Source organism: Mycobacterium sp. (assembly GCF_035274705.1).
In the GTDB taxonomy this organism is placed as follows: domain Bacteria; phylum Actinomycetota; class Actinomycetes; order Mycobacteriales; family Mycobacteriaceae; genus Mycobacterium.
Map to the genome: position 1 here is coordinate 106926 of NZ_DATENY010000018.1, position 23215 is coordinate 130140.

19 protein-coding genes and 1 pseudogene are annotated in these 23215 nt (G+C 66.1%); 7 read left to right on the forward strand and 13 right to left on the reverse strand.

Annotated elements, in window-relative coordinates; all coding sequences use genetic code 11:
* Position 1 precedes the first annotated feature (1 nt).
* The gene (gene rpsB / locus VJV41_RS04985) at positions 2-841 is read right to left on the reverse strand and encodes a 30S ribosomal protein S2 (RefSeq protein WP_325331699.1); all 840 of its coding nucleotides are present in this window, start codon (positions 839-841) and stop codon (positions 2-4) included.
* Between the two features lie 338 nt (positions 842-1179).
* Here rpsB and VJV41_RS04990 point away from each other — a divergent pair.
* Together VJV41_RS04990 and VJV41_RS04995 are read left to right on the forward strand one after the other, a co-directional pair.
* Positions 1180-1614 (forward strand): annotated as a pseudogene (locus VJV41_RS04990) (M23 family metallopeptidase); the annotation flags it as partial.
* Positions 1615-1723: 109 nt separating this feature from the next.
* The gene (locus tag VJV41_RS04995; protein ID WP_325331703.1) at positions 1724-2686 is read left to right on the forward strand and encodes an LLM class F420-dependent oxidoreductase; all 963 of its coding nucleotides are present in this window, start codon (positions 1724-1726) and stop codon (positions 2684-2686) included.
* A 9-nt stretch (positions 2687-2695) separates the two neighbouring features.
* Here the strand turns inward: VJV41_RS04995 and VJV41_RS05000 are convergent, their stop codons facing one another.
* From VJV41_RS05000 to VJV41_RS05035, 8 genes are all read right to left on the reverse strand, one after another.
* Positions 2696-4117, reverse strand: a complete 1422-nt coding sequence (locus VJV41_RS05000; protein WP_325331706.1) for a PE-PPE domain-containing protein — start codon at positions 4115-4117, stop codon at positions 2696-2698.
* Between the two features lie 31 nt (positions 4118-4148).
* Positions 4149-5051: a tyrosine recombinase XerC gene (locus VJV41_RS05005; RefSeq protein ID WP_325331708.1), complete on the reverse strand. Its 903-nt coding sequence runs from the start codon at positions 5049-5051 to the stop codon at positions 4149-4151.
* Between the two features lie 32 nt (positions 5052-5083).
* Positions 5084-6244 carry a lactate 2-monooxygenase gene (locus VJV41_RS05010; RefSeq protein ID WP_325331710.1) on the reverse strand — a complete coding sequence of 387 codons (1161 nt, stop codon included), beginning with the start codon at positions 6242-6244 and terminating at the stop codon, positions 5084-5086.
* A 16-nt stretch (positions 6245-6260) separates the two neighbouring features.
* Positions 6261-7115 carry a siderophore-interacting protein gene (locus VJV41_RS05015; protein WP_325331712.1) on the reverse strand — a complete coding sequence of 285 codons (855 nt, stop codon included), beginning with the start codon at positions 7113-7115 and terminating at the stop codon, positions 6261-6263.
* Between the two features lie 123 nt (positions 7116-7238).
* Positions 7239-8276: a hypothetical protein gene (locus VJV41_RS05020; protein ID WP_325331714.1), complete on the reverse strand. Its 1038-nt coding sequence runs from the start codon at positions 8274-8276 to the stop codon at positions 7239-7241.
* 22 nt (positions 8277-8298) lie between these two features.
* A complete protein-coding gene (gene dprA, locus VJV41_RS05025) occupies positions 8299-9423 on the reverse strand; it encodes a DNA-processing protein DprA (protein ID WP_325331716.1) in 1125 nt (374 codons plus the stop codon).
* Positions 9420-10931: a YifB family Mg chelatase-like AAA ATPase gene (locus tag VJV41_RS05030; protein ID WP_325331718.1), complete on the reverse strand. Its 1512-nt coding sequence runs from the start codon at positions 10929-10931 to the stop codon at positions 9420-9422. The genes dprA and VJV41_RS05030 overlap by 4 nt, the downstream gene beginning before the upstream one ends.
* Positions 10931-11299 (reverse strand): YraN family protein, encoded by a 369-nt coding sequence (locus VJV41_RS05035; RefSeq protein ID WP_325331720.1) that lies wholly within the window; start codon positions 11297-11299, stop codon positions 10931-10933. The genes VJV41_RS05030 and VJV41_RS05035 overlap by 1 nt, the downstream gene beginning before the upstream one ends.
* A 144-nt stretch (positions 11300-11443) precedes the next feature.
* Between VJV41_RS05035 and VJV41_RS05040 the strand changes: the two genes are divergently transcribed.
* On the forward strand, positions 11444-12262 hold the full coding sequence (locus tag VJV41_RS05040) for a DUF1206 domain-containing protein (RefSeq protein WP_325331722.1): 819 nt from the start codon (positions 11444-11446) through the stop codon (positions 12260-12262).
* Positions 12263-12265: 3 nt separating this feature from the next.
* On the opposite strand, the gene VJV41_RS05045 is transcribed toward VJV41_RS05040, so the two are convergent.
* A complete protein-coding gene (locus VJV41_RS05045) occupies positions 12266-12646 on the reverse strand; it encodes a heme-binding protein (protein ID WP_325331724.1) in 381 nt (126 codons plus the stop codon).
* Positions 12647-12924: 278 nt separating this feature from the next.
* On the opposite strand from VJV41_RS05045, the gene VJV41_RS05050 reads away from it, so the two are divergent.
* From VJV41_RS05050 to VJV41_RS05065, 4 genes are read left to right on the forward strand one after another with little or no spacing between them, the layout of a single operon-like run.
* Positions 12925-13941: an iron ABC transporter substrate-binding protein gene (locus VJV41_RS05050; protein WP_325331726.1), complete on the forward strand. Its 1017-nt coding sequence runs from the start codon at positions 12925-12927 to the stop codon at positions 13939-13941.
* The gene (locus tag VJV41_RS05055; RefSeq protein ID WP_325331728.1) at positions 13942-15516 is read left to right on the forward strand and encodes an iron ABC transporter permease; all 1575 of its coding nucleotides are present in this window, start codon (positions 13942-13944) and stop codon (positions 15514-15516) included.
* A complete protein-coding gene (locus VJV41_RS05060) occupies positions 15513-16565 on the forward strand; it encodes an ABC transporter ATP-binding protein (RefSeq protein WP_325331730.1) in 1053 nt (350 codons plus the stop codon). The genes VJV41_RS05055 and VJV41_RS05060 overlap by 4 nt, the downstream gene beginning before the upstream one ends.
* Complete coding sequence (locus VJV41_RS05065) at positions 16562-19105, forward strand: AMP-binding protein (RefSeq protein WP_325331732.1); 2544 nt, start codon at positions 16562-16564, stop codon at positions 19103-19105. The genes VJV41_RS05060 and VJV41_RS05065 overlap by 4 nt, the downstream gene beginning before the upstream one ends.
* On the opposite strand, the gene VJV41_RS05070 is transcribed toward VJV41_RS05065, so the two are convergent.
* Genes VJV41_RS05070 through VJV41_RS05080 form a run of 3 tightly spaced genes read right to left on the reverse strand, consistent with a single transcriptional unit; the run spans position 18995 to position 23190 of the window.
* The gene (locus VJV41_RS05070) at positions 18995-19798 is read right to left on the reverse strand and encodes an acyl-CoA thioesterase (protein WP_325331734.1); all 804 of its coding nucleotides are present in this window, start codon (positions 19796-19798) and stop codon (positions 18995-18997) included. The genes VJV41_RS05065 and VJV41_RS05070 overlap by 111 nt on opposite strands.
* Positions 19795-20994, reverse strand: coding sequence for a CoA transferase (locus VJV41_RS05075; protein WP_325331736.1), 1200 nt, complete (start codon positions 20992-20994; stop codon positions 19795-19797). The genes VJV41_RS05070 and VJV41_RS05075 overlap by 4 nt, the downstream gene beginning before the upstream one ends.
* 12 nt (positions 20995-21006) lie before the next feature.
* Positions 21007-23190, reverse strand: a complete 2184-nt coding sequence (locus VJV41_RS05080) for a thiamine pyrophosphate-dependent enzyme (protein WP_325331738.1) — start codon at positions 23188-23190, stop codon at positions 21007-21009.
* Positions 23191-23215 lie beyond the last annotated feature (25 nt).

Here is a 23215-nt window from a genome sequence, read left to right on the forward strand (position 1 = left end):
CTTAGGAAGACTCAGTCTTGGATTCGGTGTCGGTATCAGCTGCGGACGTCTCCGTCGACGCCGTCGCCGTTGCGCCGGCCAGCAGCTCCTGCTCCCACTCTGCGAGTGGCTCGGCGCCCTCAGCCTCGGCCTTATCGCCGTCGCGGCCCACGCCGGCACGAGCCTGCAGGCCCTCGGCGACAGCGGAGGCGATCACCTTGGTGAGCAGCGCGGCCGACCGGATCGCGTCATCGTTGCCGGGAATCGGGTAGTCGACGAGATCGGGGTCGCAGTTGGTGTCCAGGATCGCGATGACCGGGATGCCCAGCTTGCGGGCCTCACCGACGGCGATGTGCTCCTTGTTGGTGTCGACGACCCACACGGCCGACGGCACCTTCTGCATGTCCCTGATTCCACCCAGGGACCGCTCCAATTTGTTCTTCTCGCGGGTCAGCATCAGGATTTCCTTCTTGGTGCGACCCTCGAAACCGCCCGTCTGCTCCATGGCCTCGAGCTCCTTGAGGCGCTGAAGCCGCTTGTGGACGGTGGAGAAGTTGGTGAGCATGCCGCCCAGCCACCGCTGGTTCACATACGGCATGCCGACGCGGGTCGCCTCCTCGGCGATGGATTCCTGCGCCTGCTTCTTGGTGCCGACGAACATGATCGACCCGCCGTGGGCGACGGTTTCCTTGACGAACTCGTACGCCTTGTCGATGTAGGTCAGCGTCTGCTGCAGGTCGATGATGTAGATGCCGTTGCGGTCGGTGAAGATGAACCGCTTCATCTTGGGATTCCAGCGACGGGTCTGGTGCCCGAAGTGGGTGCCGCTGTCCAGCAGCTGTTTCATGGTCACTACGGCCATGGTCTATGCCTCTTTTTGTTGTCGGTTGACGCACGGCGCCGGGTGGCGCCGAGCCCTGGTGTCTGCTGGTTGCCGGACTCATTCCGAGAAACTCGGGCCGAGACCGCCGGCATCCGGATCTGACCGCCATTGGGCGGTCATGTGCAGACACGCGAAGTCAGCCCGCTCAAGCGAGCTGCGGTTAGCAGTTTACACGCTGCGCAGGTGTGCTTTTTCCACACTGACCTGCCCATCCACAGGTTGGTGTTCGGGTATGGCGCCGATGGTCTGCGGCGCGGTGAGCTGGTCGTATGCGTTGGCTGGCAGCGGTGGTGGCGATCGTGGTGGTGTGTGCGCCGGAGGCCCGGGCCGATGACGGCCGGCTGGACTGGCCGCTGCGGCCGCGACCTGCGGTGACGCGGGCGTTCGACGCGCCGTCGCCGAACTGGAATCGGGGCCATCGCGGCGTCGATCTCGCCGGGACTCCGGGTGAGCGGGTGTATGCCGCCGCTGTCGGAACGGTGGTCTTCGCGGGAGAGCTGGCGGGGCGGTCGTTGGTGTCGATCGCCCATCCGGGCGGACTGCGGACGAGTTACGAGCCGGTGCAGCCATCGGTTCGCGTCGGTCAGGTGGTCTCCGCCGGAGCGGTCGTCGGCGAGCTCGAGCCAGGCCATGACGGCTGCCCTGCCGCCGCGTGTCTGCATTGGGGCGCGATGTGGGGCCCGGCGGCGCGCGCCGACTACGTCGATCCCTTGGGTCTGCTCGCGAGCACGCCGATCCGGCTCAAGCCGCTGCATCCCTGACCCACTCCCGCGAGCGTGCGTGTCTGTACGCAACACGCCGACCATTTCTGTACAAATGCGCACGCTCGCGGCCGACCAAAACCCGCCTAACGTCGAAACCATGACCACCGACGCTCATCGCTCTCGTCCGCCTCGGTTCGGCCTGCACACGGCGTTGCCGCGCGGCACGGACTTCGGCGCGTTCGCAACGGCCGTGCAGGACGCGGGTTTCGACGTGCTGACGATCCCCGATCACCTGGTGGCATCGCTGTCACCGTTCGCAGGTGCGGCAGCCGCAGCGGTGGCCACCGAGCGACTACATGTCGGCACGCTGGTGCTGAACAACGACTTTCGCCATCCCGTCGAAACTGCACGCGAGGCCGCGACCGTTGCCGCAGTGTCGGGCGGCCGGTTCGAACTGGGACTCGGCGCCGGACACATGAAATCCGAGTACGACGCCGCCGGCCTGAGGTTCGACTCCGGCGCGACGCGCGTCGACCGGCTCATCGAATCGGTTGACGTCATCCGGCCGCTGCTGTCAGGCGACCCCGTCGACGTCGACGGGGCGCACTACTGCGTGCGTGCCGAGGCGGGCGCACTCGTTGCGGCGCCGTCCGTCGATGTTCCGCTGCTCATCGGTGGCAACGGGAACCGGGTCCTACGGCTGGCCGGCCGCGTCGCCGACATCGCCGGGCTGGCCGGTTTCAGCCACAACCGCGACGCGACGAAAGTTGAGCTGACCCATTTCGACGCTGCGGGCCTGCAAGACCGGATCGCCGTCGTGCGCGACGCCGCAAAGGATCGCTTCGATGCAATCGAGCTCAATGCGTTGATCCAGTTCGTCGTGCACACCGATGATCGGCAGGCCTCGGCGGCCGAACTGGCCGCGGTGTTCGGCGGCGTCTCGCCGGAGTTCGTACTGGATTCGCCGTTCGTCCTGCTCGGCACGCATGAGCAGATGGCCGAAGCACTTGTCGAACGCCAGCAGCGGTTCGGGGTGAGCTATTGGACCGTATTCGACGAATGGATCGGACGCGAGACCGCCATGGCCGATATCGCGAAAGTCATTGCGTTGCTTCGCTAATCGCCGTCATCAAGCAGCCGCCTTGGTGGTATCGGACTCCGAGGTCGACGACGTCGATGTGTCGGTTGCGGCTGAACTGGCGGTGGCGGGTTCGGGGGTTGACGTCGAACTGTCCGAGGAATCGGTCTTGCCTGTTGCCGCGGACTCGGTGTGCGGAGTCAGGCCCGTCTTGCCGACAACTGCCTTCAACGATTCGCGCACTTCCGGCTCTTTGGGTTTGGACGTCGGCTTGGTCGACGCCGCGGTGTCCGTCGATGTTGACGTCGGCTCGGGGGAAGTCGCAGTCGGCTCAACTGACATACGGGACTGCGGCGGGTCGGATTTCGTAACAGAAGGCACCGCCGCAGCGAGCGTACTTGGCGTGTCCGTCGCTGGCGGCGGTGTCAAGTCGGCGATGGCCGCTGTGACGCCCTTCGCGACCGCCTGAAGAAAGCCTGCCCCGACCTCCAGCGGATTGGCAAGCGGCGGAATCCACTTCGCCGGAGTCGGCGTTGCAGGACTGATGGTGCGGTCATAGCCCAGTTCCACGGCGTATTCCAGCGGCGCTTGGAGCAGGTCCAGTACAGGTTTGGGAACGCCGATGTCCTGCAACGGTTTCAACAATGGCAGCAGGTCAGGCTTGAGCAGCAGGTAACGGGTATTGCCCACGGTGACGTCCTGAACGATCGTGTCCGAATCCGTGGGGTCGGCGTTGAAGTAGACGCTGTGCAGCGTGAAGAAACCGATGGCGGAATTCGCCACGGCGAGCAGATTCAGCGGATACGTCGGGAAATCGGATGCCGGGTCCCATTGCCAGCTGATGTCTGTGACCTGGTAATCGGATACAGGGGTGGAGCCGTCAAAGCTGACGCCGATCGGCGGCGGCAGAAACGCCCCCGCGAACCGGCTGAAGATGCCACCGTTGGGGCGATTTGGGTTTCCGAACACCAGGAAGCTGAGATCCTCCGGTGGTGGTGTCGGCTGACCCGCATCGTGAGCCGCTTGCAGTCTCCGCAATACCTTCGTCAACACGTTTGCGCTGCTCGAATAACCGACGCCCACAATCGGGGTGCCGGAAACGTAGAAGTCCTTGAGCGCCGCTTCAAACTTGCTGACGCCGTCGAGCTGCGAGTCGCCGTAGAGCGTGCCATCGGATCCCGTAGTGAACGGCGTCTGGGCCGACCATTTGACGATCTGGAAGTTGTAGTCCGAATAGTGGGTGCCCGGCGCGCCGGAAATGTAGCCGGGCGGCCATGAACTGCAATCCGACAGCCTGCAGCCGCTGAGCTCGTACGGCATCCCCACACCGTCCGGGTTGCTGTTACCGCCCATCGCCAGCAGCGTGCCGGCCAACAGCGCAACGCCCGAGGCGGTAGTAGACAGAATCCCGAACACCGCGACGAAAGCAACCGCGACAGCCGTCATCAGCACGCACTGCAACTTGAGGGCCACACTCCCCCTTTGGTTTACAGGGTTCATCGGGTCAGGCGCGCGGGTGAGCTTGGTCGTGGACAGCGCGCAACCGCGCGACCGTGACGTGGGTGTAGAGCTGCGTGGTGGCCAACGACGAGTGGCCGAGCAGTTCTTGGACCACGCGCAAGTCGGCGCCGCCTTCGAGCAGATGCGTTGCGGCGCTGTGCCGCAGACCGTGGGGACCGATATCGGGCGCGCCGTCGACAGCGGCGATGGTCTGGTGCACGACCGTGCGGGCCTGGCGCGGATCAAGCCGACGGCCGCGCGCACCTAACAGCAGCGCGGGACCTGAATCCGGCGTAGCCAGCGCCGGACGGCCGTCCGACAGCCACACTTCCAGCGCTGCCTGCGCCGGCTCACCGAAGGGCACGGTGCGCTGCTTGTTGCCCTTCCCGAGGACGCGCAACAGCCGCCGCGGTGTGTCGACGTCGTCGATGTCCAGGCCGCACAGCTCGCTGACACGAATTCCGCTGGCGTACAGGAGCTCGACGATCAGTCGGTCTCGCAACGCAAGCGGATCCCCCTGCTGTGCACCGGATTTCGCGGCGGCCATCGCGTCGAGCGCCTGGTCCTGGCGCAGCACGGCTGGCAGCGTGCGACGCGCCTTGGGCACCTGCAGCCGGGTGGCTGGGTCGCTGCTCAACAACCCACGCCTCGCCGCCCATGCCGTGAAGGTCTTGACCGCCGACGTGCGACGCGACAGCGTCGTGCGCGCGGCGCCCGTCGACGCCTGCGAGGCAAGCCAGGACCGCAGAAGCGGCAGATTCAGATTCGTCAGCGCCGCGTCCGGTATTCGCTCGGCGAGGAATTCGAACAGCGACCGCAAGTCACCCAGATACGCGCGACGAGTGTGCTCGGAGCGGCCACGCTCCAGCTCGAGGTACTCGTCGAACTCCTCAAGGATCGCCTCCACTTCCCTACCGTCGCAGATGGCAAGGCCGCAGCTCAGGTGACGCGCCGCAACACCTCCGGTGTGAGGTCCTTGAGCGTCGGATAGCCGTCGACAGCCATGATCAAGTCGGTCTCCGCCAACAGCGAACGCAGCACATGTACGACGCCGTCCTCGCCGCCGATGGCCAGCCCGTATGCGTAGGGCCTGCCGACGCCGACCACGGTGGCGCCAAGGGCCAGCGCCTTGACAATGTCGGCGCCGCTGCGGATGCCGGAGTCGAACAGCACCGGCAGTCCTTCGGCGGCGTCGACAACCGCGGGCAGGCAGTCGATCGCAGGGATACCGCCGTTGGCCTGGCGGCCACCGTGGTTGGAGCAGTAGATGCCGTCCACGCCGCCGTCCCTGGCACGGCGGGCGTCATCGGGATGGCAGATGCCTTTGACGATCAGTGGCAGATCGGTCAGCGAGCGTAGCCACGGGAGGTCGTCCCACGTCAGCGGGTTGCCGAAGATCGACACCCAGCGCAGTACCGCGGCTTGCGGGTTCTGTTCGGGCGGTTGGTCCAGGCTCGCCCGGAACACCGGATCGCTGGTGTAGTTCGCCAGGCAGCGCCCCCGCAGCTGCGGGAAGTTCGACGTCGCCAAGTCGCGTGGCCTCCAGCCGGGCACCCAGGTGTCCAGCGTGACGATGATGCCCTTGTAGCCCGCCGCCTCCGCGCGATGTACCAGGCTGGCAGCCAAGTCCCGGTCGGTAGGCGTGTAGAGCTGGAAAAAGCCTGGCGTATCACCGAATTCGGCGGCGATGTCCTCCATCGGATCTTCGGTCAGCGTCGAGATCACCATCGGCACGCCGGTGCGCGCGGCGGCGCGTGCGGAGGCCAGATCGCCGTGCCCGCTCTGGTCACACAGGCCGATCACGCCGATCGGCGCCATGAACACCGGCGACGGCAGCGTCAGCCCGAACAGATCCACCGACAGGTCGCGTTCCTTGGCGCCGACGAACATCCGTGGCATCAATCCCCAGCCGTCGAATGCGGTCCGGTTGACCCGTTGGGTGCGTTCGTCGCCCGCGCCCCCGGCCACATACGACCAGATCGACGGCGGCATCGCCGCCTCGGCCTTGGCCTCCCAGTCCGCATAGGCCATCGGCAGCGACGGCACGATGCCTGACAGACCCTGAAGGTAGATCTCGAGTTGGTAGTCCCCAAACGCCACGCAGCTAGCTTGCCAGTCAGGCCGGGGCGTCGACCTCGGCTTCGGCGAGTTCACGCTTCCACTGCCGGAACGTCTCTTCGGTACGCCCCCGTCGCCAGTAGCCGGAAATCGAGGAGGCCCACTTGGCGTCGACCCCACGCTCCTTGCGGATGTACCTCCGCAGGTTATGCATGACGGTCTGCGCCTCGCCGTGGATGAAGACCTGCACCTGTCCGGGCAGCCAGGCGGCCTCCTTGACCGCCGCGATCAGCGGAGCATGGTCGCCGGCCTTGTCCTCAGGCACCAGGTCGGCGCGGCCGCCGCGGTAGATCCAGTTCAGCTCGACACCCGGCGGTGCGCTCAGCGCAATCTCGTCCTCGGGGCCAGCCACCTCGATGAAAACCTTGCCAATTGCGTTGTCGGGCAACGCTTCTAAGGCCGTACCGATGGCCGGCACGGCGGCCTCGTCACCGGCGAACAAGTGCCAGTCCGCAGCGGGGTCAGGGGCGTAGGCCCCGCTGGGGCCCATCAGATACGCCGGTTGACCGGGGGTGGCCGCGACGGCCCACGGCCCGGCGACGCCGTGGTCCCCATGCACGACGAAGTCGATCCAGACCTCGCGGCGCTCAGAATCGACGCGGCGGACGGTGTAGGTGCGTACGACCGGCTGGTCCTCAACGGGCAGGGTCTTGAAGCTGTCCAGTGTCAGGGGTTGCGGCAGCGCGCCGACGTCGATGCCGTCGTTGACGAAGACCAGTTTGACGTAGGCGTCGGTGAAGGCGTTGGGCGTGAAGGTGTCGAACCCCTTGCCGCCCAGGACGACGCGAATCAGGTGCGGCGTCAGCTCCTCGCTGCGCACCACTTCAAATGTGTGCACCGGACGTCCAGCCACTTCGCCTCCAAGAAAACCATTTCGTTAGCCAACCTCATCGAGGATACGAGCGCCAACGAACACGTGGCGGTCTACCTCGCCAGCACGCCGGCCTCGGCTACTTGGCCAGCACGCCGGCCTCGGCTATTTGGCCAGCACGCCGGCCGCGACCTTGGGCTGCCAGTCCGATGTCACAAGCGCACCGAAGTTGTCGTCCCGGTTGCCGCGCAGGGTCGAGTTGACGTCACGGATGGAAAAGATGAACGCCGGTCCGCTGTAGCCGCTCTGCGCCGCCTTCCACAGCACGTCGGTGATCTGCCGCGTCTGCTCCTGTTGGCTGACACCTTCGGCGGACGGATCGCTTGTCGACGCCCCCAGTTCGGTCATCCAGATCTTCTTGGCACCGTCGCCCTGGTCCACCATGATCTGGCGCACGACTTCGACGTCAGACCATCCGTTCATGGGATCGACGGCCAAGCCGCCGGGAAACACATAGGGATGCATGGCCATCGCGTCGAAATACCCCTTGGCCCCCGCGGCGTACATGGCGTTGACGAAGATCGGCGGCGCGTCTTGTTCAAAGGCCGGGCTCAAGCCGCCGGACACAATTGTGCTGTGCGGCTGGACCGCCTTGATCGCCGGATAAGCCGCCTTCAACAGTTGCGTGTATCGCTCGGGACGGTTGTCGACGAAACCGAAGAACAGCGGAAGGTTCGGCTCGTTCCAGATCTCCCAGTCCGACACGCGGTCGCCGTAGCGCTGGACAACCTTGGCGGCGAAACTCGCATACACGGCCGGATCCACCGGCGGGGCACTGAAGTAGGACCCCGGTGTTCTCGCCCAGTCGGGCGTATAGGCGATCAGGCCCAGCACCTTCAGTCCACGGGTCAGCGCGCCGTTGATCCAGTGATCGACGTAGCCCCAGTTGAACGCGCCAGGCATCGGCTCGACAAGGTGCCAGTCGATGAGGACGCGAAGCCACGTCGCTCCTGTCCTTGCGGCAGCGTCGAGTTCGCGGTCGGCGTCGACGTCGCTCATCCACGTCATCGGTGCGCCAACGCTGAAGCCGTAGCCATCCGACGGTGCCACGACCACCTCCGCGTGCCCTGTCCGCACGCCGGTGACAGACATCGCGGTCATGAGCACAACGACCGCCAACATTCGGCCGACAGTCCTGCTCACCGCGTTATGCATACGGGCTAACTTACCGGAGCGCCAACTTCCACCTCCCGTCCTGACGAAGCACCAAACCGCAAACTTCAAGCATGGACAGCGGTCCCAGCACCTGCGTCGGTGGCAAACCGGACGCCACCGCGATCTCGTCGGCCGTGCGTGCACCGCGGGCCGGAAGCGCGTCATACACCCGCTGCTCGGGTTCGGTCAGACCGTCGAGCACCGACGATGGACGCTGCTCGTCCGGGGCGAGTTCACCCGCATGTCCGACGAGTTCGACGATGTCCTCGGCGCGCGTGACGAGGTCGGCACCGGCCCGCAACAGCACGTGGCAGCCGACCGACGCCGAGGACGTGACGGGACCCGGTACGGCGCACACCCCGCGACCGATGCCGCGTGCCCATGCCGCCGTGTTCGCGGCGCCGCTGCGCGCCCCGGCCTCCACGACAACCGTGGCGCCTGACAACGCGGCCACCAGCCGGTTGCGCGTGAGGAATTGTCGCCGCGACGGCCGAACACCGGGCGGATACTCAGTGACCAGTAGCCCCTGCTCGCCGATCCGGCGAAACAGCGCGGCGTGTCCGGCCGGATAGGGAACGTCGATACCCGCTGCGAGGACCGCGACGGTGAAGCCGTCGGCGGCCAAAGCACCTCGGTGTGCTGCCCCGTCGATACCGTAGGCACCGCCGGACACCACGGCGACGTCCCGCAGCGCAAGACCGGCCGCCATGTCGGCGGCGACGTGTTCGCCGTATGCCGTGGCGGCGCGGGTGCCGACGATGGCCGCGGCCCGCTCCGCGGTCTCGTCCAGTCGCGCCGGCCCGACCACCCACAACACCATCGGTGGATGCGCCTGCTCCCGCAGCCGCGCGCCCACGCCTCCGAAGCCAGTGAATGCCAGCAGTGGCCACTCAGGATCCGACGCGGTGACCAGGCGCCCACCGAGCCGCGCTAGCACATCGAGATCCTCTGCAGCGCAGTCGATTCCACGTCGTGCCTCGGTGACGCGCCTCAGTCGCCCCTCGACCGAGCCGCGCCGGACCAGATCGGCAGCCTCCACTGGGCCCAGGGTGGCGACCAATGCCGACAGGTCGGGGCACGGCGGCTCGGCGACGCGAGACAGGTAGGCCCATGCGAGGCCGACGTCGTCGGTCATCGCGCACCTCCGGGCTGCCGGAAGCTCAACGCCGCCGTCACCTCCTCGACACCGGGCGTGGTCTTTCCTGTCAGATCCGCCAGTGTCCACGCGACCCGCAATGTGCGGTCGACGCCCCGAATGCTGAGAACCCCGCGGTCAAGCGCGGTGCGCAACGGTTCCATCGCCGCTTTTTCCAACCGGAATTTGCGCCGCAGCAGAGCACCGCTGACTTCGGCATTGGTCCGTATTCCGTGTGGGCGCCAACGCTCCTCGGCGACTGCCCGTGCCGCGGCAACCCGCTCGCGGACGCGGGCGGTGGATTCGCCTTCTTCGGTGGCGAACGCGCCGGCACGCACCGAGTGCATTTCGACCCGCAGGTCCACCCGATCCATGAGTGGACCGGACAGCTTGCCGAGGTATCGCCGTTTGGCCATCGGCGCACAGATGCAATCCTTGGGATCGGCAGGCGCACACGGACACGGGTTGGCCGCGAGCACAAGCTGGAACCGTGCCGGGTAGCATGCCACGCCATCCCGGCGGGCGAGCCGAACTTCCCCTTCTTCCAACGGAGTTCGCAGTGCTTCAAGTGCGCTTACGCCTATCTCCGCGCACTCGTCGAGTAAAAGCACACCGCGGTGTGCTCGACTGACCGCACCGGGCCGCGCCAGCCCCGAACCGCCACCTACGAGTGCGGCCACGCTTGACGTCGGATGCGGCGCTACGAACGGCGGCCAGGTGATCAGCGGCGTGTTGCCCGTCAGGAGGCCCGCGACGGAATGGATGGCCGTCACCTCGAGCGATTCGTTATCCGACAGTGGCGGCAAGAGCCCTGGAAGTCGTTGCGCCAACATCGTTTTGCCTACTCCCGGCGGTCCGGTCAGCATCAGATGATGCGCACCGGCCGCGGCGACCTCGACCGCGTATCGAGCATGCGACTGACCCACCACGTCGGCCAGGTCGATGACCGGCTCGGGCGCCGACGACGGCGCCTCGATCCGGTCGTCGAGTTGCGCCTTGCCTGCGAACCAGGCGCGCAACTGTCCTAGCGTCCGGGCACCCCATACGTCGATGCCGTCGACGAGGCTGGCCTCGGCGAGGTTGTCGACCGGGACGACCACCGCCGGCCACCCCTCCCGCTTGGCGGCCAGCACTGCCGGCAGTACACCCTTGACCGGGCGCACACGTCCGTCGAGCGCCAATTCGCCCAGCAGCACGGTCTTTTCGAGCCGCTCCCACGCGGTCTTACGGTCGGCCGACAGCACCGCAGCAGCGAGGGCGAGGTCGTAGACGCTGCCCATTTTCGGCAGCGTGGCAGGTGAGAGCGCGAGCGTCAGGCGCGCCATCGGCCAGCTGTGGCCGCAGTTGGTTATCGCCGCGCGCACCCTGTCCCGCGACTCCTGCAGGGCCGCGTCGGGCAGACCGACCAGGTGTACACCCGGCAGGCCGGACGTGATGTCGGCTTCGATTTCCACAATTTCGCCGTCAAGGCCGCGCACGGCCACCGAGAACGCTCTGCCCAGTGCCATCAGCTCACACCCTGCAGATGGGTGATCTCCGGCGTGCGCCGCCTGCCGATGCGCACACCGATGACGTCGATGCGCACCTCCGCCCAACTGCCGTTCTGCGCGGCCAGCCAGAGTCCGGCAAGCCGGCGCAAGCGGCGCACCTTGTCGGGCGTCACGGCCTGCGCAACACCGCCGAATTGGTCACTTGTGCGGGTCTTGACCTCAACGAACACCACGATCCGGGCCGCATCGTCGGCTGCGATCACGTCCAGCTCGCCATATCGGCACCGCCAATTGCGCTCCAGCACGCGCAACCGCAGCGACCTCAGATGGTCAACCGCGAGCTGCTCGCCCAACGCGCCGATCTCGGCACGGCTCAATGTCGTCATAGCGCAACCTTGCGAGCCGGCACCGACACCCCGCCAGCGGTCGTCCGCCGTTATCCCCAGTCACCGATCCATCCACAACCACTGCGCAGACGGTGTCGCAGCCGTCAAAAACGGGCATCCGGAGCAGAACCGCAGGAGGTCCGCATGGTCGACAAACCATTGGAGGGTTTCGCCGACAGGGCGACCGACAACGACGTGTTCGAGTACACCGCCCGTGCCGGATTTGCGATCAGCGGAATACTGCATCTTCTCGTCGCCTACATCATTGCGCGGATTGCGTTCGGATCCGCCGAAGAGGCCGACCAGTCAGGTGCACTGGCGACACTGGCGCATCAGACCGCCGGCGCATTGTTTCTGTGGATCGTCGCGATCGGCCTGATCGCACTTGGGTTGTGGCGCGTTGCCGAGGCAATCGTCGGCTCCAAGCCTGGGGAGGGCTCCGGACAAGACAAGGACGACACTCCGGTATGGAAGCGAGCCAAATCCCTCGGGCTGGCCATCGTGAATTTCGCGATCGCGTTATCGGCTGCGCGTTTTGCGATGGGCACCGGCAAGCAGAGCAGTCAGCAGAACGCCGGTCTGTCCGCGCAGATGATGCAATCCAGCTGGGGCAAGGCCGCACTGATCTTGTTGGCTCTGGGGCTGATCGGCGTCGGCGGCTACCACGTCTACAAGGGCGCATCGAAGAAATTCTTCAAAGATCTGCGCGTCTCGGGCGGTACGGGTGTCACGGCGGTCGGTATCAGCGGCTACGTCGCGAAAGGTCTGGTGCTCGCCGGAACGGGAGTACTCGTCGTCATCGCAACACTGCAGGCAGACCCGTCGAAGGCGACCGGCCTCGACGCAGCGATCAAGACTCTCGGACACGCCCCGTTCGGAAAGTTCCTCTTGATTGCGGCTGCGGTCGGACTCACTGCGTTCGGTGCGTACAGCTTCGTGCGCAGCCGCTACGGCCGCATGTAGGCGTTACGTCACGTTGCCGGACAGCGCCTGGTAGAGCGCCGCGATCTGCATCGGCTGGATCGTCGCGCCGCAGTTGTGCTGCATGTCGATCAGCGGCTGCGCGATGCCCTTCAGGTCTTGGAACTCCTGGGGATGGCCGACGAAGTAGTCACGAACAGAGCCTTCCGCGCCGGCGCCCTGCATCCCCGCGTTCGTCAGCACGTCGTTGGCGCCCGGATGGGCATCGAGGTATCCACCCGCCGCGGCCAGTACGCCACTGGCCGTCGTGGAGAAGGCACTGGCGCTGCATCCAGGCGGCGCTGCAGTAGCCGTCGGCATCGCGATCGCCGCGGCGGCGAGGCTGCCCGCCGCGAAGGCGCCAAGCGCAGTTACAGAGATCTTCATTGGTTCGTTCCCTCGCGAGTTGTTGATTCGGGTGTGATGTCCCGACCTGAAAGCACAGGTACCCGTACGAATTCAAGATCAATCGCTCAGTAGACCGAACCCGCGCCGAGACCGTCAGCAAGAGTTGACGGCTACGAATTGACACCCACCGCCACAACGAGCTGCCCACAGACCTAGCGGCCGCACTCCGGCACGGCAACAGACCAAGGGCCCTAGACGGGTAAGTTCTCTTAGGTAAAGCTCAGCTAAAGACCTGAACGACGGAAGGACTGGACTGGATGCGACGACGTTGGAGACCGCTCGCCGCAGTCGTGTCCGTCCTCGCCATCGTGGTCGGCGCGACGTCATGCTCCAACTCCGGCGGTAACGACGAACTGCTGATCTACAACGCGCAGCACGAGTCGCTGACCAAGGAGTGGATCGACGCCTTCACCAAGGAGACGGGCGTCAAGGTCACCTACCGCCAGGGCGGCGATACCGAACTCGGCAACCAACTGGTGGCCGAGGGCGACAAATCGCCCGCCGACGTCTTCCTGACCGAGAACTCCCCCGCCATGGCGGCGGTCGAACGCGCCGGGCTGTTCGCCGATCTGGACGCCGACACCCTGAATCAGGTTCCGGCGCAGTACCGTCCGTCCAGCGGCAAGTGGACCGGCGTCGCCGCGCGCACCACCGTGTTCGTCTACAACAAGACCAAGCTGCAGCCCGACCAGCTGCCCAAGTCGTTGTTGGATCTGCAAGAGCCCGCGTGGAAGGGGCGTTGGGGTGCACCGCCGACGAAGGCCGACTTCCAAGCCATCGTCGCCGCCCTCCTGCAGCTCAAGGGGGAGGCCGCCACAGCGCAGTGGCTCTCCGCGATGAAGGCCAACGCCAAGATCTACAACGACAACATCGCCACACTCAAGGCCGTCAACGCCGGCGAAGTCGACGGCGGTGTCATCTACCACTATTACTGGTTCCGCGATCAGGCGAAAACCAAAGAGATGAGCGGGAATACGGCTCTGCACTACTTCCGCAATCAGGACCCCGGCGCGTTCGTGAGCCTATCCGGCGGCGGCGTGCTCAAGTCGAGCAAGAAACTGCAACAGGCACAGCAGTTCATTCGGTTCATCACCGGCAAGGCTGGGCAGGAGGTACTGGAGAAGGGCGATTCCTTCGAGTACCCGGTCGGCAGTGGGGTGCCCGCCAACCCGGCGCTGGTTCCGCTCACCGACCTGCAGGCGCCGGCGGTCGACCCGTCAACGCTGGACGCCCAGAAAGTGTCGGACCTGATGACGAAGGCCGGGTTGTTATAGGTGGTCGCTCCCCCCGTCTCGCGCCCGACAGCGCCGGTCTCGCAGTCTGACAACGCTTCTCGACCCGGCCCGCTGGTCGCTGGCACCGTCGCGATCCTGGTAGCCGCCACCCTTATCCCTCTCGGTTATGTCGCATGGGCGGCCGTGTCCATCGGTTGGGCACAGGCCTACGACCTCGTTGTCCGACCCAGGGTGGGCGAGCTGCTGTTCAACACGGTCTCGCTCGTGGTCGTCACGGTGCCGCTGTGCGTGGCGCTCGGCGTCGGTGTGGCATGGCTGGTGGAACGCACCGATCTGCCGGGGCGGGCGTTCTGGCGTCCACTGTTCGTCGCCCCGCTGGCCATTCCGGCGTTCGTCAACAGTTATGCCTGGGTCGGTGTCGTGCCGTCGATGCACGGATTGTGGGCGGGTGTGCTGGTGTCGACGCTCTCCTACTTTCCGTTCATGTACCTACCCGTTGCGGCGACGCTTCGCCGGCTCGACCCCGCAGTCGAGGAGTCTGCCCGCGCGCTGGGTTCTCACTCGACCGGCGTGTTCTTCCGGGTGGTGATGCCGCAGTTGCGACTGGCGATCCTCGGCGGCGGCCTGCTCATAGGAATTCACCTGCTCGCCGAGTTCGGCGCCTTCGCGATGCTGCGATTCGACACCTTCACCGTCGCGATCTTCCAACAGTTCCAGGTCACCTTCAACGGCACGGCAGGCAGCATGCTCGCCGGTGTGCTGGTCTTGCTCTGCCTCGTGTTGTTGGTGGCCGAGGCGCTTACACGTGGGCGTGCGCGGTTCGCCCGCATCGGCCCGGGTGTGCCCAGGGCCGCGGCACCAATCCGCTTGGGTCACAGCATGATACCTGCGCAGCTGGCCCTGGCGATCTTAGCGGTGCTTGCGCTTGGCGTGCCGGTCTGGACGATCTTGCGCTGGCTGTGGATCGGCGGCGCCCAGGTCTGGGTCCTCGACGACATCGGTACCGCATTGGCCCAAACCATCGGCCTGGCAGCCGCTGCCGCGGTGCTGACGACGGTGCTGGCATTTCCCGTCGCATGGGTCGCAGTGCGCTCGCACGGTCTGCTGGCACGCGTCGTCGAAGGCGCGAACTACGTCACCAGCTCGCTTCCGGGCATCGTCACCGCGCTCGCGCTCGTCACCGTCACCATCCACGTCGCCCGCCCGCTTTACCAAACCGTCGCCCTGATCGTCTTCGCCTACGTTTTGTTGTTCATGCCCCGAGCGCTCGTCAACGTCAGGGCCGGCCTGGCCCAGATCCCGACCAGCCTCGAAGAGGCGTCGCGGTCGCTCGGTAGCTCGCCGTCGGCGACCTTCTTCCGAGTCACGTTGCGGCTCACCGCACCCGCCGCTGCCGCAGGCGCATCCCTGGTATTCGTGGCTGTGGCAACGGAATTGACCGCGACGCTGTTGCTGGCGCCTACCGGTACCCGAACACTGTCGATGCGGTTCTGGTCGTTTTCCAGTGAGCTGGACTACGCGGCCGCCGCGCCCTATGCGCTGACCCTGGTCATCCTCGCCATACCGGTGACGCTCGTGCTGTTCCGGCAGTCGACGAAGGTGGCGGCGCTGTGAGTCGCGCGATCCTCGACGTTCGCGGACTTGCGAAGTCTTTCAGCGACAACACCGTGCTGCACGACATCGATCTGGCATTGGAGCCGGGCAGTACGACGGCCGTCGTCGGATCGTCGGGCTGCGGCAAGACCACGCTGCTGCGGCTCATCGCCGGATTCGAGTCACCCGACGCCGGAACGATCACGATCGCCGGCCGACAAGTCGCGAGCCCGGAAAGCTCCGTGGCGCCGCACCGTCGCGGCGTCGGCTATGTCGCGCAGGACGGAGCGCTATTCCCGCATCTGACCGTCGGGCAGAACATCGCCTACGGTTTGCGTGGACTCGTACGCGGTGCCCAGGCGCGAGCGCGCGTGGCCGAATTGCTCGAAACCGTCTCGCTGGATGCGTCTTTCGCCACCCGCCGCCCACATCAACTATCCGGTGGTCAACAGCAGCGCGTCGCACTGGCCCGCGCTCTTGCGCGCCAGCCGGTGCTGATGCTGCTCGACGAACCGTTCAGCGCGCTCGACACCGGCCTGCGCGCGTCGACCCGCAAGGCGGTCGCCGGGCTGCTCGCCGGTGCGGGTGTGACGACGCTGTTGGTGACACACGACCAGGAAGAGGCCCTGTCGATCGCCGACCAGGTCGCCGTCATGCGCGACGGACGTTTCACTCAGGTCGGCAGCCCGCAGCACGTCTACCACCAGCCCGCCGACCGCTTCACCGCCGAGTTCCTCGGTGACTGCATTTCCCTGCCCTGCACCGTCGGATCCGGGATCGCCGACTGTGCCCTCGGTCGCATCCCCCTACAGGGAACGGCACCCGACGGCCCCGGGACGCTCGTGTTGCGGCCCGAACAGCTTGTCGCCACAGTAGTTTCCGACAGCGAGCACCTTGACGGTGTCGGAACGGTCCTCAGCGCTGAGTTCCTCGGCCACGACGTGCTGTTGACCATCGAACCGGCCGGTGACGCCGCACCGCTGATCGTGCGCCAGCACAGCCTCAACCCGCCGCCGATCGACGCCAAGGTGCGGATCGAGGTGGTGGGCAACGGCGTCGTGCTCACATGAGCGAGTTCGTCGAGCATCTGCGGGGCCACGGCGAACTCACCGCGGTGCTGACCGAAACGCGGCAACTGTCCTATTCCCAGTTGGCTGAACTGGTTTGCGACGCAGCGCGGGAACTCGGCGATCGACGCTGCCTGGTGCTGGTCGAGGTCCGCAACGATCTCGCCGCCTTGGTCCACTATTTGGCCGCGCTGGCCGCCAATCACGTCGTGCTTCCCGTTCCGGCCAGCCGCGACCACGCAACGATCATGCGGACCTATGAGCCCGACATCGTCATCGACGAGAGCGGAATTCACCACCGCCACCGCGGTCGTCACCGCTTACATGAGGACCTGGCATTGCTGTTGTCGACCTCGGGCAGCACGGGTTCGCCCAAACTGGTCCGCCTGTCGCACACCAATCTGGCGGCCAACGCCACCGCGATCGCGGACTACCTCGGCATCGTTGAAACCGACAGGGTGGCAACCACGTTGCCGATGGCCTATTGCTATGGCCTGTCGGTCGTTCACAGTCACCTGCTACACGGCGCGGGCTTGATCCTCACTGATCATTCCGTGGTCGACGACGAATTCTGGGAACTGTTCCGCCGGCATCGCGGTACCACGTTCGCCGGTGTGCCGTATACGTTCGAACTGCTCGAGCGGGCCGGCTTCGAAGCGATGGACCTGCCGCATCTGCGCTACGTCACCCAGGCTGGCGGCCGGATGCCGCCGTCTTTGGTACGGCGATTCGCCGAACTCGGCCGCCGACAAGGGTGGGATTTGTTCGTGATGTATGGCGCGACCGAAGCGACTGCGCGAATGGCCTACCTTCCACCGCATCTCGCGTCGTCGCATCCCGGTTCGATCGGCCGGCCGATCGCCGGTGGGTCGTTCACGCTCGAGCCACTTGACGGATGGCCCGACGCGGACACCGGTGAACTGGTTTACCGCGGACCCAACGTCATGATGGGCTACGCACACGCACCCGACGATCTGGCCCTCGCCAAGACGGTCGAGGCGCTGCACACCGGCGATATCGCCCACCGCGGCACCGACGGCCTCTACGAGGTAATCGGCCGCACAAGCCGTTTCGTCAAGATATACGGGCTACGGATCGACTTGCACCGCGTCGAGGCCGCATTGCGCGAGCACGGCGTGACGGCATTCTGCACCGATGATGAGGAGCGCCTTGTCGTGGCCGCCGAGCTTGGCCACGATACACGCGATGTCCAGCGCTTGACCGCCGCCGCTGCGGGTGTGCCCGCCGGCGCCGTCAGCGCCGTCGCGGTCAACGAGCTTCCCATGCTGTCGTCGGGCAAACCCGACTATCAGACGGTGCGGGAGCTCGCACGAAAATCGGCTGCGCCCGAGCCGACGGCGCTGCGTGAATTGTTCGCCGAGGTGCTGCGGATCGATGCGGACGCCATCGATCCCGACGCCAGCTTCGTTGACCTGGGCGGCAATTCGCTGTCCTACGTGACGATGTCAGTCCGTCTTGAGCGCGCGCTGGGCCGCCTGCCCGCAGACTGGCAGCGGTTGTCTCTGCGCACGCTGGAGCGTATGCCCAAACCGGCGCGACGGTGGTGGCCGCGGCGGGCGACGCTGGAAACCAGCGTCGCGCTGCGTGCGGTCGCGATCGTGCTGATCGTCGGCTCACACGCCGGGCTCTTCGAGCTGTGGGGCGGCGCCCATGTGCTGCTGGGCATTGCCGGCTACAACTTCGGACGGTTCTGTTTGACACCCGTGCCGCGGACGGACCGGGTACGACATCTCCGCAACACCATCGCGTGGATCGCTGGACCGTCGGTCATCTGGGTCGCGATCGCATTGATATTCACCGACGACTATCGACCGACAAACCTGTTGTTGGCCAACAAATTCCTCGGCCCGCACGACAGTATGACGGCCGGTCGGCTGTGGTTCGTCGAGGTGTTGGTGTGGACCCTGATCGCATTGGCGGCGCTGTGCTGGTTGCCTGCGATCGATCGGCTGGAACGGCAGCGACCGTTCGCCGTCGCGTCGATATTCTTGGCCGCGGGACTGGCTTTGCGTTACGACATCCTCGGTCTACACCTGGGCCGCGACGCGTGGTTCACGGTACTGGCGTTCTGGTTCTTCGCGGTCGGCTGGGCCGCGGCCAAGGCGTCGACGCCTCTTCAGCGTGCGGCGGTGACGCTCGTGCTCGTCGTCAGCCTGCACGGCTACTTCGGCAGCACGCACCGAGAAGCCCTGGTGCTGGCGGGGTTTGCATTGCTGATCTGGCTGCCCGCATTGCACTGCCCGCCGGCGACCAGCCTCGTTGCGGGTGTCGTCGCGGAGGCGTCGCTGTACATTTACCTCACCCACTACCAGGTCTATCCACTGTTCGACGGCCACCCGCTGCTCGGCGTTGCCGCGTCGGTGGTTGTCGGCATGCTGCTGAGCCGATTTGTGTCGTCGCTGCGGTCACGGCTACGACCGCTCGGCAATAAGACCTTCCTGGGCCATCGTGGAGGTGATGGCACCGTCGGCGCGGATCGAGCTCGCGGTCACGACGCCGCGTCCCCGCGCGGCGGCCGGTGAGCGGCACTCCAGCAGGTTCCATTCGTCGGCGCGCACCGGTCGGTGGAACCAGATCGACGAGTCCGTGGTCCCGCTGCGATGGGTACGGGCCTTCATCGAATGCCCGTGCACATGCAGCGCAGGATCGATCATGTAGACATCGGTAACGTAGGCCGCCACCAACGTGTGCACCATCGGGTCGTCAGGTAGCGGAACCGTTGCCCGCCACCACAATCGCCGCACGAATTCGCCGGTGGTTCGGTCGTCGGCGATTCTGATGTCCAGTTCGCCCAGCGGCATCGACGGCGCCGGCCCTGCCGGGCCCGTTTGCGGCAACGTCTCCGGGTCGCCGGGCATCCGCTCGATCCGTCCATGCTCCGGGCCGGGCAGCTCGACGGCGAACGACACCGTGGCCGTCGTCAACAAACGTCCGTCCTGATAGGAGTCGACACGCCGCGCGGCCGCCGTCCGGCCGTCGAACACCCGCGCGACGCTGTACTCGACGGGATCACCGGCCTCACCGCCACGCAGGAACTGCAGATGCAGGTTGGTCGGCAGCCGATCCGCATCGACGGTGCGCAAGGCGGCGGCCAAGCTCTGCGCGACGAATTGGCCACCGTAGGCACGCTTTCCGGCTGGACCGCTGGCGGGCCCGATCCAGTTATCTGCGTCCGCGCCCGGCTTGAGGTCCAGCAGCTTGAGCAAATCGCTCATGCGACAGTGCCCGATTCGGTGAGACGGCCGACTTCGTCTGCACGCAATCCTAGCCATTCGGTGAGCACCGATGCGGTGTCGTCACCAACCGCCGGAGCGGCGACTGCGGGCGGATAGGTCCCGTCGATCGACATCGGCAATCCGGGTGCGAGGTACGAGCCGATCCGCGGCTGGTTCAGCGTGCTGAACATCGGATTGCCGGACAACCGGTCCTCGGCGACCACGTCTGCGAAGGTGCGGTAGCGGTCCCACAGCACCGAAGTCGAAGACAGCGCGGCGGTGACGTCCTCGGCGGTGTGGCTCGAGAACCACTCGGCGAACAAGCCGGTCAACGCGTCACGGTGCCGGTACCGATCGCCCTCGTCGGTGAAGTCGGCGCCGAGCGTCTCGGCCAGCGCGGCAACAGCTTTCGTCGTCCCTGTCAATTCGGCCAGATCGCGGAAATGTCGAGCTGTCAATGCGACGACCATGAACGACACCCCGTCGCTGCTGATGAAGTCCTGGCCGTACTGCCCGTAGACGGAGTTGCCGATGCGCTCGCGGGCCGTGCCGTTGACCATGACCTCGGTGAAGAAGCTGAGATTCCCCGCGGTCGCCAGCGCCACGTTCTCCAGCGGAATGCTGACCAGCTGGCCCTGGCCGGTCGCGTCGCGGTGGCGCAACGCGGTCACGACGGCCAGCGCCGCATAGATTCCGCACGTGACGTCCCACGCCGGCAACACGTGGTTGACCGGGGTCGCCAACTCCGCCGGACCCGTCACCATCGGAAATCCAATGCCCGCGTTGACCGTGTAGTCCACCCCGGTGCCACCGTCAGCCCGGCCAGACACCTCGACGTGGATAAGGTCGGGCCGCAACGCGGTCAGCGCTTCATACGAATGCCATTGCCGTCCCACCACATTCGTCAGAAGCACGCCGCTGTCGGCGATCAACCGCTGCACGAGCTGCTGCCCCTCGACCGAGCGCATATCGACGGCCACCGAGCGCTTGCCCTTGTTGAGCCCGGCCCAGTAGATGCTCTGGCCGTCGCCGGTGACCGGCCAGCGGTGGTAGTCGGCCGCGCCGCCGACGGGGTCAACCCGAATCACCTCGGCCCCGAGCTGGCTCAGCGTCATCCCCGCCAACGGCACCGCGACGAAGCTGGAGATCTCGACGATGCGCACCCCAGCCAGCGGCCGCAAGGGATCGACGCTCATCCGCTCAAGCTATCAAGCGCCCGCACCGGCGAGTTTGATCGCTGCGGCTTCGACGGTGTCCTCCGACAGCAGCACCTCGAGCGCGGCATCGCCCAACGGGATGAAGCTGTCCTTGCTGGCCACGCGCTCCACCACGCCGGTATAGCCGTGCTCCAGCAGCTCGGCGAGTATGCCTTCGCCCACTCCTCCCGTCGCCCGGGTCTCGTCGACGATCAGCACCCGCCCGGTGGCGCTGGCCTCGCGAAGCATGTCCTCCACCGGCAGCGGCGCCAGCCACCTCAGGTCGACAACCCGGACATGGATGCCAAGTGACTCGAGCCTTTGGGCCACCCGCAGGCTCATCCGTAGTCCGTTGCCGAAGGTGAGCACCGTCAGATCCAGCCCGTCGCCGTAGGTGCGCGCGCGGCCGATCGGCACACCTTCGACCGGATACGACGCGAGCCAGCCGTCGTCGCCTTCGTCATGCAGATCGCGGGTGTGGTAGAGAGCGATGGGTTCGAGGAAGACGCACACGATGCCCGCCACATTCGCAGCGGCGACGCAGGTATGCAGCATCGCCGCCGCATCGTCCGGGCGCGCCGGTGATGCGATCACGACTCCGGGGATGTCACGGATCGCCGCAATGGAGTCGTCGTTGTGAAAGTGCCCGCCGAAGCCCTTCTGGTATCCGTAACCTGCCACCCGGACCACCATCGGATTGCGGTATTGCCGGTTGGAGAAGAACTGCAGCGTCGAACCTTCACCGCGAATTTGGTCCGCGGCATTGTGGAAGTACGCCAGATATTGGATCTCCGGAATCGGCAGGAGCCCAGACACTCCGGCGCCAAGCGCGAGGCCCAGGATCGACTGCTCGTCGAGCAGCGTGTCGAATACCCGTGCCGAACTGGTCTTGCCGAGAAGTCCACGGGTGACGCCGTACACGCCGCCCTTCCGGGCGACATCCTCGCCGAAGATCACTACCTGCGGATACCGGTCCAAGATGTCGTGCAGCGCACGGTTTATCGCGAGTGCAACCGTCAAAGGGGCGTTCGGATCGCCTGCCCTCACCGCCGCGGCCAGGGACGCCGGGTAGGCGGCAACGGCTTCCTCAAGTGCGTCCTGCAGGGGCTTCATCACCGTCCGCGCATCATCGAGCTGTGGTAGATCGCCGACCTGAGCCGCTAGGTCAATGACGTTGGCGCGCTTGGCCTCATAGCGATCAATCACCTCCTTCGGCGTCAGCACGCCCTCAGATACCAAAAGTTCGGCGGTGTGCAGCACCGGATCCCGCTCGTAGTCGGTGGCAATCTCGTCGGGGCGACGGTAAGCAGGCTCGTAGTCGGACCCGGCATGACCCATCAACCGGACCATTCGCAGATGCAGGAACGCCGGACGCCGGTGCGATCGCACCCAGGATGCCGCGGCCGCCGCAGCGTCGAACGTCGCAGGCAGATCGCAGCCGTCGGCGTCGAAATACTGCAGCCCGTCGCGGTTTCCGTAAGTGTGCTCGATCCATCCTCGCGGAGTCTTGACGCTGATGCCGATCCCGTTGTCTTCGCAGACGAACAACAACGGCATCGGCACACCCTGATACGCCGAGTGCAGCGCCGCGTTGATGGCACCGACCGCGGTTGAGTGGTTCACCGACGCGTCGCCGAAGCTGCAGATCGTGATCGCGTCGTCGGGCCATGGGCACGCCACACCCAGCTTCTTCGCGCGCGCAATGGAAAACGCGACGCCGAGCGCCCGCGGAAGATGCGACGCGATGGTCGATGTCTGCGGAATGATGTTGAGGTCGTGGCGGCCGAACACCTTGTGTCGCCCACCGGAGATCGGTTCCTCGGAGGCGGCCACCACGCCAAGCAGGATGTCGCGCAGCGGATCTCGGCCGCCGACCTGAGCAGCGCGGGCCAAGAAGAAGCCGCCGGAGCGATAGTGCAGCAATGCGGGATCGGTGGGACGAAGCGCCGCGGCGACCGCGGCGTTGCCTTCATGCCCGGACGAACCGATGGTGTAGTAGCCCTTGCCCTGTGCCCGTAACCAGCGGGCCGCGAGATCGAGGTGACGGCTGCCTAGCTGAGCGTCGAACAGCGCCAAACACTGTCCTACGCTCAGCGATGAACCGTCACGCACGACATCGCCGTGCGAGCGCTCCCCCGCCGACGTACTCATCGCGGAGACGGTCGTGATGAAATGCTCGTCGATCGGTTCGGCCAACCTGCTCACCTCTCGATCACTTCCG